The organism is Brevundimonas sp. AVps5 (assembly GCF_058681515.1).
This window is the reverse complement of record NZ_CM178740.1, coordinates 881,294-896,824: the sequence shown is the minus strand read 5'-3', so window position 1 is coordinate 896,824 and position 15,531 is coordinate 881,294. Positions and strand designations below refer to the sequence as shown.

15 protein-coding genes and 2 tRNA genes are annotated in these 15,531 nt (G+C 66.6%); 2 read left to right on the top strand and 15 right to left on the bottom strand.

Features of this window, described 5'->3' with window-relative positions; genetic code table 11:
* Positions 1-44 precede the first annotated feature (44 nt).
* Entirely contained in the window at positions 45-4,160 is a 4,116-nt protein-coding gene (rpoB, locus tag ACW18A_RS04470; RefSeq protein WP_492023602.1) for a DNA-directed RNA polymerase subunit beta, read from the bottom strand.
* A gap of 329 nt (positions 4,161-4,489) precedes the next feature.
* Between rpoB and ACW18A_RS04465 the strand changes: the two genes are divergently transcribed.
* The gene (locus ACW18A_RS04465) at positions 4,490-4,990 is read left to right on the top strand and encodes an FKBP-type peptidyl-prolyl cis-trans isomerase (RefSeq protein ID WP_492023601.1); all 501 of its coding nucleotides are present in this window, start codon (positions 4,490-4,492) and stop codon (positions 4,988-4,990) included.
* A 122-nt stretch (positions 4,991-5,112) separates the two neighbouring features.
* The gene (locus tag ACW18A_RS04460; protein ID WP_492023600.1) at positions 5,113-6,870 is read left to right on the top strand and encodes a patatin-like phospholipase family protein; all 1,758 of its coding nucleotides are present in this window, start codon (positions 5,113-5,115) and stop codon (positions 6,868-6,870) included.
* 158 nt (positions 6,871-7,028) lie between these two features.
* Here ACW18A_RS04460 and ACW18A_RS04455 read toward each other — a convergent pair.
* From ACW18A_RS04455 to murA, 14 genes are all read right to left on the bottom strand, one after another.
* A tRNA-His gene (locus ACW18A_RS04455) sits at positions 7,029-7,105 on the bottom strand.
* A 282-nt stretch (positions 7,106-7,387) separates the two neighbouring features.
* Positions 7,388-7,591 carry a hypothetical protein gene (locus ACW18A_RS04450; RefSeq protein ID WP_492023599.1) on the bottom strand — a complete coding sequence of 68 codons (204 nt, stop codon included), beginning with the start codon at positions 7,589-7,591 and terminating at the stop codon, positions 7,388-7,390.
* A 179-nt stretch (positions 7,592-7,770) separates the two neighbouring features.
* Entirely contained in the window at positions 7,771-8,490 is a 720-nt protein-coding gene (locus ACW18A_RS04445; protein ID WP_492023598.1) for a TonB family protein, read from the bottom strand.
* 2 nt (positions 8,491-8,492) lie between these two features.
* The gene (locus tag ACW18A_RS04440; RefSeq protein WP_492023597.1) at positions 8,493-8,942 is read right to left on the bottom strand and encodes a biopolymer transporter ExbD; all 450 of its coding nucleotides are present in this window, start codon (positions 8,940-8,942) and stop codon (positions 8,493-8,495) included.
* A 5-nt stretch (positions 8,943-8,947) separates the two neighbouring features.
* The gene (locus ACW18A_RS04435) at positions 8,948-9,853 is read right to left on the bottom strand and encodes a MotA/TolQ/ExbB proton channel family protein (RefSeq protein ID WP_492023596.1); all 906 of its coding nucleotides are present in this window, start codon (positions 9,851-9,853) and stop codon (positions 8,948-8,950) included.
* Positions 9,854-10,375: 522 nt separating this feature from the next.
* A tRNA-Phe gene (locus ACW18A_RS04430) sits at positions 10,376-10,451 on the bottom strand.
* A gap of 74 nt (positions 10,452-10,525) precedes the next feature.
* Complete coding sequence (locus ACW18A_RS04425; RefSeq protein ID WP_492023595.1) at positions 10,526-10,693, bottom strand: DNA gyrase inhibitor YacG; 168 nt, start codon at positions 10,691-10,693, stop codon at positions 10,526-10,528.
* A gap of 4 nt (positions 10,694-10,697) precedes the next feature.
* Positions 10,698-11,729 (bottom strand): ribonuclease E/G, encoded by a 1,032-nt coding sequence (locus ACW18A_RS04420; RefSeq protein ID WP_492023594.1) that lies wholly within the window; start codon positions 11,727-11,729, stop codon positions 10,698-10,700.
* Positions 11,726-12,301: a Maf family protein gene (locus ACW18A_RS04415; protein ID WP_492023593.1), complete on the bottom strand. Its 576-nt coding sequence runs from the start codon at positions 12,299-12,301 to the stop codon at positions 11,726-11,728. Before ACW18A_RS04415 ends, ACW18A_RS04420 begins: the two co-directional genes overlap by 4 nt.
* 13 nt (positions 12,302-12,314) lie before the next feature.
* Entirely contained in the window at positions 12,315-12,533 is a 219-nt protein-coding gene (gene infA / locus ACW18A_RS04410) for a translation initiation factor IF-1 (protein ID WP_008261544.1), read from the bottom strand.
* A gap of 176 nt (positions 12,534-12,709) precedes the next feature.
* On the bottom strand, positions 12,710-13,075 hold the full coding sequence (locus ACW18A_RS04405) for an endonuclease domain-containing protein (protein WP_492023592.1): 366 nt from the start codon (positions 13,073-13,075) through the stop codon (positions 12,710-12,712).
* 76 nt (positions 13,076-13,151) lie between these two features.
* On the bottom strand, positions 13,152-13,616 hold the full coding sequence (locus ACW18A_RS04400; RefSeq protein ID WP_492023591.1) for a UPF0262 family protein: 465 nt from the start codon (positions 13,614-13,616) through the stop codon (positions 13,152-13,154).
* Positions 13,613-14,113 (bottom strand): DUF2948 family protein, encoded by a 501-nt coding sequence (locus ACW18A_RS04395; RefSeq protein WP_492023590.1) that lies wholly within the window; start codon positions 14,111-14,113, stop codon positions 13,613-13,615. Before ACW18A_RS04395 ends, ACW18A_RS04400 begins: the two co-directional genes overlap by 4 nt.
* Positions 14,103-15,407, bottom strand: coding sequence for a UDP-N-acetylglucosamine 1-carboxyvinyltransferase (gene murA / locus ACW18A_RS04390; RefSeq protein WP_492023589.1), 1,305 nt, complete (start codon positions 15,405-15,407; stop codon positions 14,103-14,105). The genes ACW18A_RS04395 and murA overlap by 11 nt, the downstream gene beginning before the upstream one ends.
* Between the last annotated feature and the right edge of the window lie 124 nt (positions 15,408-15,531).

The window sequence follows — 15,531 nt, the reverse complement described above, 5'->3', positions numbered from 1 at the left end:
AGCGATTTCTCGCCACTCGCCACTCGTCACTCGCCACTTCAACCTCAGCTGTTCTCCAGCTCCACGTTCAGACCCAGCGAACGCATTTCCTTGATGAGAACGTTGAAGCTCTCGGGAATGCCGGCCTCGAAGCTGTCGTCGCCGCGGACGATGGCCTCGTAGACCTTGGTCCGGCCGGCCACGTCGTCGGACTTCACCGTCAGCATCTCCTGCAGGGTGTAGGCGGCGCCGTAGGCTTCCAGAGCCCAGACCTCCATCTCCCCGAAGCGCTGACCACCGAACTGCGCCTTGCCGCCCAGCGGCTGCTGGGTGACCAGCGAGTAGGGGCCGATCGAGCGGGCGTGGATCTTGTCGTCGACCAGGTGGTGCAGCTTCAGCATGTAGATGTAGCCGACCGTGACCGGACGCTTGAACTGCTCGCCGGTCTGACCGTCATAGACGATCGACTGACCGGAGCGCTCCAGGCCTGCCTTCTCCAGAAGGTCCTCGATGTCCGAGATGTGCGCGCCGTCGAACACCGGGGTGGCGAACGGAACGCCCTTGGACAGGTTCTGCGCCAGCTCGACCAGCTCGTGCTCTTCCTGCGGCAGAGGGGTGTCCTCGCCGTAGATGCCGGTCAGGTGATCGATCAGCGCCTGCTTCTGGCCGCCGCCCTGCCAGGCTTCCAGCAGACCCTGGATCTGCTTGCCCAGGCCCGCCGACGCCCAGCCGAGGTGGGTTTCGAAGATCTGGCCGATGTTCATGCGCGACGGCACGCCCAGCGGGTTCAGAACGACGTCGACCGAGGTCCCGTCTGCCAGGTGCGGCATGTCCTCGATCGGCAGGATCTTGGAGATGACGCCCTTGTTGCCGTGACGGCCGGCCATCTTGTCGCCGGGCTGAAGCTTGCGCTTCACGGCCACGAAGACCTTGACCATCTTCATCACGCCCGGGGGCAGTTCGTCGCCGCGTTGCAGCTTCTCGACCTTGTCCTCGAAGCGACGGTCCAGTGCCTTGCGCTGGTCCTCGAAGGCCTTCTTCATGGCCTCCAGCTCGCCCATGGCCTTCTCGTCGTCGAGGGCGATCTGCCACCACAGGCCGCGCGACAGTTCGCCCAGCTTGGCTTCGGTGACTTCACCACGCCCCAGGCCCTTCGGACCCGAGACGGCGTTCTTGCCGGTCAGCAGCGGACGCAGGCGGCCGTAGACGTTGCGTTCCAGGATCGCGAGCTCGTCGTCGCGGTCCTTGCCCAGGCGTTCGATCTCGTCGCGCTCGATCGACATCGCGCGCTCGTCCTTGTCGACGCCGTGGCGGTTGAAGACCCGCACGTCCACGATCGTTCCGGCGACGCCGGGCGGCAGGCGCAGGGAGGTGTCGCGGACGTCCGAAGCCTTCTCGCCGAAGATGGCGCGCAGCAGCTTCTCTTCCGGGGTCATCGGGCTTTCGCCCTTGGGCGTCACCTTGCCGACCAGGATGTCGCCCGGCTGGACCTCGGCACCGATGGCCACGATGCCGGCCTCGTCGAGGTTGCGCAGGGCTTCCTCACCGACGTTCGGGATGTCCCGGGTGATTTCTTCCGGCCCGAGCTTCGTATCACGCGCCATCACTTCGAACTCTTCGAGGTGAATGGAGGTGAAGACGTCGTCGCGCACGATGCGCTCCGAGATCAGGATGGAGTCCTCGAAGTTGTAGCCGTTCCACGGCATGAAGGCGACGAGCGCGTTCCGGCCAAGGGCCAGTTCGCCCAGGTCCGTCGACGGGCCGTCGGCGATAACGTCGCCGACCTTCACTTCATCGCCCACGCGCACGATCGGGCGCTGGTTGATGCAGGTCGACTGGTTGGAACGCTGGAACTTCGACAGGCGGTAGATGTCGACGCCCGAACGGCCGGCGTCCTGCTCGTTCGTGGCGCGAACCACGATCCGGGTGCCGTCGATCTGCTCGACCACGCCGTCGCGGCGGGCCACGACCACGGCGCCGGAGTCACGGGCCACCACGGCTTCCATGCCCGTGCCGACCAGCGGCGCGTCGGATTGCACCAGCGGCACGGCCTGACGCTGCATGTTCGCGCCCATCAGTGCGCGGTTGGCGTCGTCGTTTTCCAGGAACGGGATCAGGGCGGCGGCGACCGAAACGACCTGTTTCGGCGACACGTCCATCATGTCGACGTCGGCCTTGATCAGCAGCTGGGATTCACCGTTGATCCGGCCGGGGACCAGATCGTCGACGATCTCGCCGTCTTTCAGCGCAATGTTGGCCTGGGCGATCGTGTATTTCGATTCCTCCATGGCCGAGATGTAGACCACCTCGTTCTGGGCCTTGCCGTCCTTCACGCGACGGTACGGGCTCTCGATGAAGCCGTATTTGTTCACGCGGGCGTGGGTGGCCAGCGAGTTGATCAGGCCGATGTTCGGGCCTTCCGGCGTTTCGATCGGGCAGATGCGGCCGTAGTGGGTCGGGTGAACGTCGCGGACTTCGAAGCCGGCGCGCTCGCGGGTCAGACCGCCCGGGCCAAGTGCCGAAAGGCGACGCTTGTGCGTGATTTCCGACAGCGGGTTCGTCTGGTCCATGAACTGCGACAGCTGCGACGAGCCGAAGAATTCACGCACCGAGGCGGCGGCCGGCTTGGCGTTGATCAGGTCGTGCGGCATCACCGTGTCGATATCGACCGACGACATACGCTCCTTGATCGCGCGTTCCATGCGCAGCAGGCCGACGCGGTACTGGTTTTCCAGCAGTTCGCCGACCGAGCGGACCCGGCGGTTGCCGAGGTTGTCGATGTCGTCGATCTCGCCGCGGCCGTCCTTCAGGCCGACGAGGATCTGCAGGACCTTCAGCACGTCATCCTTCTGCAGGACGCGGATCTCGTCGGACACTTCCGGCGTTTCCAGACGCATGTTCATCTTGACCCGGCCGACGGCCGACAGGTCGTAGCGTTCGCTGTCGAAGAAGAGCGAGTTGAACATGGCTTCGGCGGCCTCCGGGGTCGGCGGCTCGCCCGGACGCATCACGCGATAGACGTCGAACAGAGCGTCCTCGCGGCCGGTGCTCTTGTCGACGCGCAGGGTGTTACGCATGTAGGCACCGACCGTGACATGGTCGATGTCCAGCACGTCGATGGTGGTGAAGCCCTTGCCTTCCAGCAGTTCGATGGTCGGCGCGTCCAGCTCGTCGCCGGCCTCGGCGTAGATCTCGCCGGTCTCGTAGTTGACGGCGTCGGCGGCCAGATAGCGGGTCACCAGGGCGTCGGCCGCCAGCGACAGCGACTTGGTCGTGTCGCCCAGTTTCTTGGCGGCGCGGGCCGAGATCTTCTGGCCGGCCGAGGCGACGACTTCACCGGTGTCGGCGTCAACCAGGTCGAACTCGGGCTTCACGCCCTTCCAGCGGTCCGCCTTGTAGGGGGTGACCCAGCCTTCGCCGCGCTTCTCGTAGGGAACGGTCTCGTAGAAGGTGCGCAGGATCTCTTCGCCGTCCATGCCCAGGGCATAGAGGAAGGTGGTCGCCGGCAGCTTGCGGCGACGGTCGATACGCACGAACACCACGTCCTTGGCGTCGAACTCGAAGTCCAGCCACGAACCGCGGTACGGGATCACCCGGGCGGCGAACAGCAGCTTGCCCGACGAGTGGGTCTTGCCCTTGTCGTGGTCGAAGAAGACGCCTGGCGAGCGGTGCATCTGCGAAACGATCACCCGCTCGGTGCCGTTGACGATGAAGGTCCCCTTGTCCGTCATCAGGGGGATGTCCCCCATATAGACGTCCTGTTCCTTGATGTCCTTAACCGAGCGCGCGCCCGTTTCTTCGTCCGCCTCGAACACGATCAGGCGCAGCTTGACCTTCAGCGGCGCGGCATAGGTCATGTCGCGCTGGATGCACTCCTCGACGTCGTATTTCGGGTTCTCGAACTCGTAGGAGACGTACTCCAGCACGGCGCGTTCGTTGAAGTCCTTGATCGGGAAGACCGACTTGAAGACCGCCTCGATACCCTGTTCCTTGCGGACGTTCGGACGAACCTCGCGCTGCAGGAACTGCTCGTAGGAGGCGCGTTGAACCTCGATCAGGTTCGGCATCGCCACCGCTTCGGGGATACGCCCGAAGGATTTGCGGATGCGCTTCTTTCCGGTGAAGGTCGTGGCCGATGCGATCTGACCATTGATGGTGAGACCGTTCAGGACGTCAGTCATTCTGTTTTCCCATTCGCGGATCCGGGGGAGACCACGCGCAAAATGCAGTAGCCACGGCGATGCGAGCGGGCATGCCGTGACAATCGGTTTCGGCCTCCACCCTCGATCCCTGCAGGATCAGGAGGCCTGAAATCTGAGAAGCTCCCTGGGGGAAGGAGCCACGCCTTCGCTCGGTCGGAGGGCAACGGACCGGGCCTCGGCGCTTTCGCGCAGACTCATGGGGAGTGATGCGGAACCGGGACGTATACTCGCTTTCCCGACGAAATAAAGGCCGTCACACCGATTTTCGCCGGCTTCGCAAGCGCAATCCTGGCTGCTAGCGTCCGGGCATGAAATTCATCCCCATCTTCGCTGCCGCTACCGCCCTCGCCGCCTGCGCCACCGCGCCCGAACCGGTCGCGGTCGACGCCCCGGTCGCCCACTCGACCCCGGCGGAATACACCGCCGGCCAGGCCGCCTACCTCGCCTGGAACGGTGCCCGTCGCGGCTGGACCACCACGGCTTCGGGCCTCCAGTACCGCCGCGAAGGCGCCGCCCACCCCGAGGGCGCGCAGCCGACCGAAACCTCGACCGTCCGCGTCCATTACGAGGGGACCTTCATCGACGGCCGCAAGTTCGACAGCTCCTACGACCGCGGCGAACCGGCCGAGTTCCCGCTGAACCGCGTCATCAAGGGCTGGACCGAGGGCGTCGCCCTGATGCGCGTCGGCGAGACCTTCTATTTCGCTATCCCCGCTTCGCTCGGCTACGGCGACCGCTGGGTCGGCGGCGACGAGCTCCCGCCGAACTCGACCCTGCTGTTCAAGGTCGAACTGCTGGAAGTGAAGTAGCGCAATCGGTTCCCTCTCCCGCCGGGAGAGGGAACTCCCCCTTGCCCCTCCCCCCGAACCGCCGCTAATCCAGATCAGCCGGCCGGGCATTGACCGGCCGCCAGCAGCGGTGACATGCGATCATGGCCCATTCCCGCCACGACAATCTCGAAGCGGCGCTGGCGCGGGTCTTCGAGGATCAGAACACAAAGGCAAGCTGGTTCGCCCTGACCGGCGGAGAGCTTCTGTTCTCGGCCGGGGACGAACCCGACAGCCTCTATCTGGTCCGCTCCGGCCGCCTCGGCGTCTTCCGTCAGGAGGACGACCAGCCGCCCCAGTTCCTGGGCGTCATCAAGCCCGGCGAGCCCGTGGGCGAAATGGCCCTGATCGCCGGCAGGCCGCACTCCGCCAGCGTCGTGGCCCTGCGCGACTCCGAGATCCTGGCCCTGCCGCGCGAGGTCTTCTTCGAGGCCGTGCGCACCCAGCCCGAGGTCATGATCGAGCTGTCGCGCCTGATGCTGCACCGGGCCCGTGAACGCGCGCCGGGCGTCACCGAGCCCAGCGTCTTCGGCTTCATCTCGGTGCGCGGGCGGCCGATCCGCCCCTTCGTCGATCGCGTCGCCGCGGCCGTGGAGGCCCAGGGCAGGACCTGTCAGGTCATCGACCATTCGGCCCTGTCGTCCGTTTCCGAGTGGTTCTCGCGCATGGAGGACAGCCACGACTTCGTCCTCTATGTCGCCGAACTGGACGAGCCGTCCTGGGCCAACCTCTGCGCCCGCCAGGTCGACCGGCTGTTCCTCGTCGGAGACGCCCTGACCGCGCCGCCGTCGAACATCCCGATCCGCACGGCCCATGGGCTGCAGCAGTTCACCGACCTGATCCTGCTGCGCGACCCGCGCATGCGCCGCCCGGCCAATACCTCGGTCTGGCTGGACGCGATCAACCCCGGTCGCTGGTTCCACGCCATCGAGGGCGACGCCGCCGATGCAGCCCGTATCGCCCGGATCGTGACCGGCACGGCCGTCGGCCTGGTCCTCTCCGGCGGCGGTGCCCGCGCCTACGCCCATATCGGCGCCGTGCGCGCCCTGCACGAAGCCGGAGTCCGGTTCGACTTCCTCGGCGGCTCCTCCATGGGGGCCGTCATCGCTGCCGGCCCGGCCATGGGCTGGAACGATGAGGAGCTGGACGCCCGCATCCGCACCGCCTTCGTCCGCTCCGATCCGCTGTCGGACCTCGCCTTCCCGATCATCGCCATGACCCGCGCCGGCAAGGTCGCGCGCCTGCTTCAGGAGGCCTATGGCGAGATCGACATCGCCGACATGCCCCTGCCCTTCTTCGCCGTCTCGTCAAACCTGACCAGCGGCCGGATCGAGGTGCACCGCCGGGGCCTGCTGCGCCGGGCCATGCGCGCCTCGATCTCGATTCCCGGCGTCATGCCGCCGGTCGTGATCGACGGCCAGGTGCTGGTGGACGGCGCGGTGATCAAGAACTTCCCCACGGACGTCATGCGCCAGCTGAACGCCGGTCCCATTGTCGGCGTCGACATGTCCCAGATGCGCGGCGTGGATCCCGCCACCCTCGCCAATCCGCCGTCCTGGTGGCGCTGGATCGTCTCGGGCGCCTGGAAGGAGGGGCCGCCGATCGTCGCGGTGCTGATGCGCGCAGCCACCATCACCACGGACGCGGACATGGAGAGTTCCCGGGCAGAGGCCGACCTCCTGATCCTGCCCGAGCCCGAGGGCTCCGACATCCGCGACTGGAGGGTCTACGAACCCGTGGTCGCGGCCGGCCACGCTGCGGCGGTCGAGGCGTTGGAAAGCCTCGACCGGCCGATCTCGGACCTGAAACGTCGACGGCCGGATGCGACACTTGACTCCCTCTCCCTTGGGGAGAGGGCTTGAGGCTCGCAGAGCGAAGCGATGCGTCAAGCCGAAAGGGTGAGGGGCTCGCCCCCAACGGTTGGCGCTGTCCCCTCACCCTTTCGCGCAAGGACGACGCCGGGCGTCGTGCGCTCAAGCCCTCTCCCGCCAGGAGAGGGATCAGGATGAAAAGGAAAGGATGGTACCGCCTCTCAGGCTTGAACTGAGGACCTCCGGTTCCACAAACCGGCGCTCTAACCAACTGAGCTAAGGCGGCGCAGCGACCCCGTAGGGCGACGCGAGCCGCGTTCTCTAGCGGCGCCGCATCCGTCGATCAAGGCCAGTCTGGGCCGTGCAGCCCCAACAGACGAAGAAAAACACAGCTCACTCCAGGGGGCATGCCCGAACACCCGGCCGGCCGACTCCGGTGATCGATCACACGGCGGCCAGCGCTTGAAGGCCGGAACACGGTTAACGGGGCCCGACGCGAGCCTGAAACGAAGAACGCCCCGAGGTTTCCCTAGGGGCGCCTTCCGAAGTCGGCCGTTCCGCGCAACGCTTAGTGGCAGGTTGTCCCTTGGAATATCGTTTCGCCCGTTTTGCGATCGACAGTGTAGTGGTGAACCGTCTGCTGGCCATTTTCGCATACCCTGCCAATTTCAGGCACCTGCTCGGGCACCTCTTGGGCCACCACCATGCTGGCGGAGAACGCAAGGCAGGACACGCCGAGAAGGGCAACGACTGAACGCACAAATTTTTTCATAGGCTTGCTCCCGTGCTAACTATTTAGCTTGCCGAGCTTAGCCGCCTCGCCCCCCCCCCAACGCAACCATCAGGGGTGTCGAAATCGCTATTGGTGTATTTTTCCTTCCGCCAACCAAACGAAAAACGCCCCGGGGTTTCCCCCGGGGCGTCTTCCCTGGTCCGTTTCCGGGCCATGTCCTAGTCCGGCAGGTTGAACCTGACGGTGAAGCGAACCGTACCCCCGGTGGCCACGCCGTCGACCGAACGGGGCGACAGACGGGCGCTGCGGGCTGCGGCCATGGCGGCCCGGCCGAAGCCGGCACCCGACGGCGTTTCCGAAACAATCGAACAACCGCTGACGCTGCCGTTCGGGTTGACGGTGCAGCTCAGATCGGCGCTGCCCGAAATCCCACGCTCGAGAGCACGATCCGGGTAGGCCGGGCGAGGCGCACTTGCCCAACTCGGGTTGACGATCATCGGCGGGCGAACCGGAGCCGGCGGGGCCGGCGGCGGCGGAGGTCCGGGGACGATCACGGGGGGACCCCGATATTCGACCCGGTCTTCCTTCTTCGTCGGCTCGATCGGAAGCGTGATCGGCGGCGGAGGCGCGTTGGTGTTCAACACCGGCGGACGAACCTGCAGCTTGGGCGGCGGCGGGGCGTCCGGCGGAGGCGGAGGCGGCGGAGGCGGCGGGGGCGGCGGGATCGGTTCAACGATCTCGACGTCCACGGCATCGTCCGAATACTCCTGGATGCGAAGCTCGAACTTGGTCTTCTGCAGGTAGAAGATCATGATCGCAAACAGAACGGTGACCGTTCCGAGAGAGATCAACCAAATCCCGGGCGAGACCCCCATGAAACCCTTCTTGCGAGGGGCGTCATAGCGACTGCGATGATATTCAACGGGAGCGTCTGTCATCCTTAGTCTCCCGTCGACGTAGGCGAGTTGTCTTCGCCGACCAGGGCGACGGAGTAGAAGCCGTTGTCCTGCAAGGCGTTCATGACCTGCATGAAGTCGCCGTAGCGGGTCTGCTGGTCGCCGCGGATGAAGATACGCTCCTCTTCCGGATTGCGCGTCCGGATCAGGAGCCGCAGGTCGTCCCCGAGCTGTTCGGGGCTGCTGCGTCCGTCGCCGATGAAGACATCGCCATCGCTCTGGATGGAGATGAACACCGGCTTGGGCGGATTCTCCTGCGGCGGGGCCACGGCGGTGGGCAGTTTCACCTCCACCGACACGGTGGCTAGCGGAGCCGCCACCATGAAGATGATGAGGAGGACCAGCATGATATCAACGAAAGGCGTGACGTTGATTTCGCTGTTCTGCTCGACGTGATACTTGCCGCCGCCGCCGCCTGAAAGTTTGGCGGCCATCCGTCTTACGCTCCCTTGTCGAGTTGACGCGAGATGGCGTTGATCAGTTCGGCGTTGAAGCCGTCCGAACGGGTGCCATACGCCGAGATGCGGGTGTTGAAGTAGTTATAGAAGATAACCGCCGGGATAGCGGCGAACAGGCCGATACCGGTGGCGAGCAGGGCCTCGGCGATACCGGGGGCGACGACGGCCAGGTTGGTCGTGTTGGACTGGGCGATACCGATGAAGGAGTTCATGATCCCGTAAACGGTGCCGAACAGACCCACGAACGGACCGGTCGATCCGGTCGAGGCCATGAACTGCTGACCACCCGAGAGGCGGGCGGCGAGACCGGCTTGCACGGCGGCGACGGCTTGCTGAGCGCGCAGCAGGGCCGAGTCGCTGTGGTCGCCGTGGACGTTCAGGCCGGCCTGGCGGGACAGTTCGATTTCTTCGGTCGCCGCAGCGGCCATGTCGGCCAGCGGGTTGCCGTCGAACTCGTCGGCGGTGGCGACACGACGCATGTCAGCGATCGTGCGGGTGCCACGGAAGGCTTCCAGGAACTGGTCGGTCTTGCGGTTCAGGCCGCCGAACTCGATCAGTTTGATGAGCAGCAGGGTCCAGGTGAAGATCGAGGCCAGCAGCAGGCCGATCATGACGATCTTAACGACGATACCCGATTCCAGGAACATCGAGATCGGCGTGATGCCTTCCGAACCGTGACCGCCCGAAACGGCGTCGCCGACGGATTCCGGATCGGCTTCAGCGGCCGGAGCGGCCGGAGCCGGGGCGGCGGTGGCCGGAGCGGCGGTAGCGGCAGCGGCGGTAGCCGCGGACGCATCAGGGGCTGCCGGGGCTTGCGCCAGAGCCGGCGAGCCCGCCATCAGGACGGCGGCGCCGGCCAGGGCGAGAAGGGTGTTGGTCTTAATCATGTGTCGCCAGTTCCTGCTTTTTTGGTCTGACTCGTGGAACCCAAGGATCGGAGCGCGTCAGGGGCGCTCCGCCCTCTATGAAAACGGTTGTGTCCCGCCGTCCGGCCGGAATGGCCAACAGCGGAACGCCTTCTGTCGCATCCGGTTGCCCGAGGGCACCCATAGGCGGGTTGGTCGAAGCCTTCGAGCACGGTGCTCACGGGGCGTTCGGCCGCTCACGCAAAGAAAGCGGTCAAGCTCCTTTGGCGAACCGATAACAGAGCGTCAAGGCTTCAGAGGTGCTTTTCGCCCCGCAGGCGAGCCCCCGACCCGAAACCCCGCAATGTCTTACCAGTGCTGCATTTCGGCGTTAGGTTAATCGACCCCGCCGATGCCGAACGGGCCTTGCAGGCTTACGTTGCGGAACGGGGCCGCCCCGATCCGGATTCCATCGTCCCGGCGACCCTGTTCGCGCGACGATACCGTCCCGCGCGGCCGGGCGGCTCCGGTCGGGCGACCATCTATCCTGAGGGACAAGGGAAGTGGTGCCTGGAGGCGGGTTCGAACCACCGACACATGGATTTTCAATCCATTGCTCTACCAGCTGAGCTATCCAGGCGCCCGCGCGAAAACGCGAGAGGCGGGTCTATAGGCGAGCCGAAACGGGGTGTCCAGAGCCGGATCGAGTGGGGATCAGTCTTCGTTTTCAGGATCGGCGTCGGGGATGCCCTCGTCCGTGTCGGGCAGGACATAGGAGCCCACCAGCCAGCGCTGCAAGTCGACATCGGCGCACCGTTTCGAACAGAAGGGCCTGTAGGCCTCGACGGTCGGATTCTTGCGGCAGATCGGACAGGTCGCCATGCGTTCAGCCCTCCTCGACCGTGAATCGCCCGGGCGCGGCCGTCGGGTCCGCCTTCACCGCCGCGCGGGGGCCGAGCCGGGCGACCAGCGGCACGGCGGCCGTCGCATCATCGGGCGCGCAGCGGGCGGTGAAGCGCGGCGTCGCGGTGTCGGACAGCATACTGTGCCTCAGGGACCGCGCGACATCGATCGCCCGCGTCGTCAGGGACCGACGCCGGCCGGTCTCCAGCAGAATCTCCTCCACCGGCCGCGTCTGCCACGGCAGGGCCAGTTGCAGCAGGCCGAACCGGCTCAGGGGCCCCAGGGTCGCGTCATCGCCGGCGAAGGCCGTCTTCGCCATCTCCGTCACCCGGGCCGGATCCAGCGTCGTCCCGACCAGGTCGACGGCGACCAGCCCGCCCCAGCCCCTCAGCCGGATCATCCGCGCGGCGTGAATCAGACCCTGTCGATTGGCCTGCGCCCTGCCCTTGCGTGCATCGCGCCCCGGCAGGTGCGCATAGTCTATGTCCACGGCGATCAGGGCCCGGGTCCGCTGCACCGCCAGGTCCAGCGCCCACCCGGCGAAGACCTCGCCCGGATCCAGCGCCTCCGCCTCGGCGTCCCGGCTCGCCTGGATCGCCTCTATGCCGGTGATCGGCACCACACCCGGCGCGAGGAGTCGCAGCCGTTCGGCGACATCAGGCCCGGCAGCGATGAGACGGGGCCTGCCCTCTCCCGCCCCCAGACGCTTCAGCGCCGGCCCCTTGGCCTCGCGCCGTTCGGCCGTCACCTCGACCTCGACGATCTCGCCCGCCCGCAGGCTCTCGCCCTTGCCCAGCGGCAGGAAGCCCGAAGGCCCGTCGCAGCCCAGATCGACGAAGACGGCCCGGAAGGCGGCGTCGGCCTCGATCACCCGACCGACGCTGCGCGCGCCCAGCCGGTGCTGCGGCGGATCGTCGTCCCTGTGGATGATCAGCCGTTCGAATCGTCCGTCGCGGACGAGGACCCCCCGGATCTCGCCGGGCGTGTCGTCCAGGAAGATCTCGACCTCGCTCATTTGCGCCAGCCGGCGCCCGCCAGCAGGTTGACGGTCTCGGGCAGAGGCAGGCCCATCACGGCCGGATGACTGCCGATGATCCTGAGCACGAAGGCCGCTGCGGGCCCCTGGATGCCATAGCCCCCGGCCTTGCCCTTCCAGTCGCCGCCGGCGACGTAGTCGGCGATCTCGGCGTCCGACAGCCGCTTGATGGCGACGCGGGTGTCCACGACCCGATGCCTCACGGTCTGGCCCGTCGCGACGGCCACCGCGGTGAAGACCCGGTGGTTCCGGCCCGACAGCAGACGCAGGAATTTCTCGGCCTCCGCCGCATCGGCAGGCTTCTCCAGCAGCCGGCGTCCCACGGCCACCACCGTATCGGCCGCCAGAACGACGGCATCCGGCGCCCGCGCGGCGACCGCCTGCGCCTTGGTCCGGGCCAGCCGCACGGCCAGCCGCGAGGGCGTCTCGTCCTTCAGCGGGGTCTCGTCGATGTCTGCGGGATCGATACGATCAGGGGTGATCCCGATCAGCGCCAGCAGTTCGATGCGGCGCGGGCTGGCCGAGGCCAGCACCAGTTCAGGACGGCTCATTGCGAGCCCGTCCTTACTTGAAGCGATAGGTGATGCGGCCCTTGGTCAGGTCATAGGGCGTCATCTCGACCAGCACCTTGTCCCCCGCCAGCACGCGGATGCGGTTCTTGCGCATCTTGCCGGCGGTGTGGGCGATGATCTCGTGATCGTTCTCGAGCGTCACGCGGAACGTGGCGTTCGGCAGCAGTTCGCTGACCGTACCGGGAAACTCGAGCAGTTCTTCCTTAGCCATGCGGCCTCTCGCGCCCTTGAATACGAATCAAGGCCCGCGCCGGACGAAAGCGCGAGCCGTAAGAAGTCGGCGCTAATGCACCAAAACCGGCGGCTAGTCGAGTTCTCCTCCCCGTGCGCAGCATGGGGAGGTGGCGCGGCGCCCCTTAGCGCCGTGACGGAGGGGGCGACGCGATATCAAAGAGAGGGGTTTATCCGCGCTTCGGCCTCTCGCCGAATATACTCTAGGATCCCATTCAGCTCGTCACGGACGTCCAGCGCTCGAACCCGAATGACCCGGATGCCTTTCCCCACGAGCCAGACCGTTCGCCTCGCATCGTGCGCCATCTGGTCGGGTTGATCGTGGGTCGCACCGTCCACCTCAACCGCCAGCTTCGCGGCCGCGCAGTAGAAATCCAGAATGTACGGCCCGACTGGATGTTGTTTGCGAAAACCCAGCCCGCCGAGTTGGTCGCCCTTCAGGCAGCGCCACAGCCGCGCTTCGGGCGGCGTAAGCGCCCTTCTGAAAGCGCGTGCGCGTTGATAGCTGATCCCGTCCGCCACCCGGTCGCCCCCTCCGTCACGGCGCTGAAGAAGCGCCGTGCCACCTCCCCATCGCTTCGCGACAGGGAGGAGAAAACTACCCCCGCCGGTACAACGCACACACCAGCGTAAACAGCCGCCGCGCCGTCTCGTGGTCGATCCGGACCTTGCCGTCCAGCCGCGCCCTCAGCAGTTCGGCCCCTTCGTTGTGCAGCCCGCGCCGGCCCATGTCGACGGCTTCGATCTGGGTCGCCGACGACCCGCGCAGCGCCTCATAGTAGCTGTCGCAGATCATCAGATAGTCCTTCAGCACGCTCTTCAGCGGCGTCAGGCTCAGGGCATAGGTCCGGGTGTAGTCGACGCCGGTGATGTCGAAGACCAGCCGGTTGTCCTGCAGCGACAGTTTCAAGCCGTAGGGTCCGCCCTCCGACCCTTCCGGCTCGAAGACGTTCTTCTCGATCAGGTCGAAAATGGCGACCCGGCGCTCGTGCTCGATCTCGGCCGTGGCCGACGGCAGGGTCGCCTCATCCAGATCGACAGAGGCGAGCCGGTGATTGCTCACGCCTCAGCCCCATCGGGAGGAGTATCCAGATGCGTCGGCGCAACCCGGGCGGGCCAGCGTTCCGACAGGTCCGTCACCACCGCGTCCAGGCATTCGACGTCGACCCTCAGGTCCCCGCCGCCCGCGAACATCAGGATCGCCCGCCCGCCCGGCGCCTCGCCTTCGAAGAAATGGATGGCCAGCAGTTCCAGCGGCGCGTCGGGCAGCCTCGGCAAGCCCCGGCTCTTGACCGCCAGCACGTCGCCGAACTGCATCGCGGCCCTGACGCGCGTCCCGCCGCACTCCCAGCAGAACCGGCTCAGCTCGATGGTCAGCCGCCGGGCACCCTTCTCCCAGACGATGTCCGCGGGCCTCAGGATCGCGTCCTGCAAGGCGGCCGAGATGATGGCCAGATCCTCGCCGTCCTCGGCCAGCAGGCGCAGGGGCTCGTTCGCCCCGCCGCTGTTCGCAGCCCGGATCGCCTCCTGTTCGTCTCTTTCGACCGCCTCAGTGGTCATCACCCGGTCCTTCAACGGGCGGGCCTTTGACCCGCCGGATATCCGCCCCGCACGCGCCGAGCTTCTCTTCCAAACGCTCGAAACCGCGATCCAGATGATAGACCCGGCCGATATTGGTCTCACCCTCGGCGACCAGACCCGCGATCACCAGGCTGACGGAGGCCCGCAGGTCCGTCGCCATCACCGGCGCGCCCTTCAGCCGCTCGACCCCGGTGACCCGCGCCTCGCCCGCATGGACCGAGATATCGGCCCCCAGCCGCGCCAGCTCCGGTGCGTGCATGAACCGGTTCTCGAAGATGTTCTCATGGATCACGCTGACCCCGTCGGCGGTGGTCATCAACGCCATGAACTGGGCCTGCAGGTCGGTGGCGAACCCGGGATAGACCTCGGTCGCCACATTGACGGCCTTCAGACGCTGTGAGGGGTCGCGCTTTACGATCACCCCGTCTTCGGTCGGGATGATCTCGACGCCCGCCTCGACCAGCCGGTCGGTCAGGGCGGTGATCAGCCCGGCCCGGCTGTTGGTCAGCCGCACCTCGCCCCCCGCCATGGCGGCGGCGCAGGCATAGGAGCCCATCTCGATCCGGTCCGGGATCACCGACCACTCTCCCCCGTTCAGCGAGGTCACGCCCTCGATCACCAGGGTGTCGGTGTCGATCCCCTCGATCCTGGCACCCATCATCACCAGACAGCGGGCCAGGTCGCCGATCTCGGGCTCCCGCGCGGCCCGCCTCAGCACCGTCGTGCCCCGCGCCAGCGTCGCGGCCATCAAGGTGTGTTCGGTGGCCCCGACCGAGACGAACGGAAACTCGATCTCGGCCCCGATCAGCCCCTTCGGCGCCGTGGCGGAGACATAGCCCTCGTCCAGCTCGATCAGCGCCCCCAGACGCGTCAGGGCGTCGATGTGCAGGTCCACCGGCCGCGCCCCGATGGTGCAACCGCCCGGCAGCGACACCTTGGCGTGCCCGGTCCGCGCCAGCAGAGGTCCCAGCACGTTGAAGCTGGCCCGCATCTGACGCACCAAGTCATAGGGGGCGAAGGTCGATCTAATTACTTTGGCGTCGAACAGGGTCTCCTGCCCGGCGCCGTGCCCGTTCTCGGTCACTGCGATGCCGAACTGCTGCAGCAACCGGCCCAGAAACTTCGTATCCGCCAGCCGCGGCATATTGGTCAGCAGCAGCGTCTGGTCGGTCAGGATCGACGCCGCCATCAGCTTGATGGCCGAGTTTTTGGCCCCGCTGACCGGAATCGATCCGTGAAGCGGGCCGTTGCCGTGAACCGTGATGCTGTCCATGTCGTCCTTGAAGCCGCAAGGATCGACTGTCCCGGCGAGCCGGCTATCTAGCGCGGTCGCCCCACGTCGCGAAAGGGCCGCCGACGTTCACGTTGGGTGACGACAATTTCTCCCTCCCCCTCGG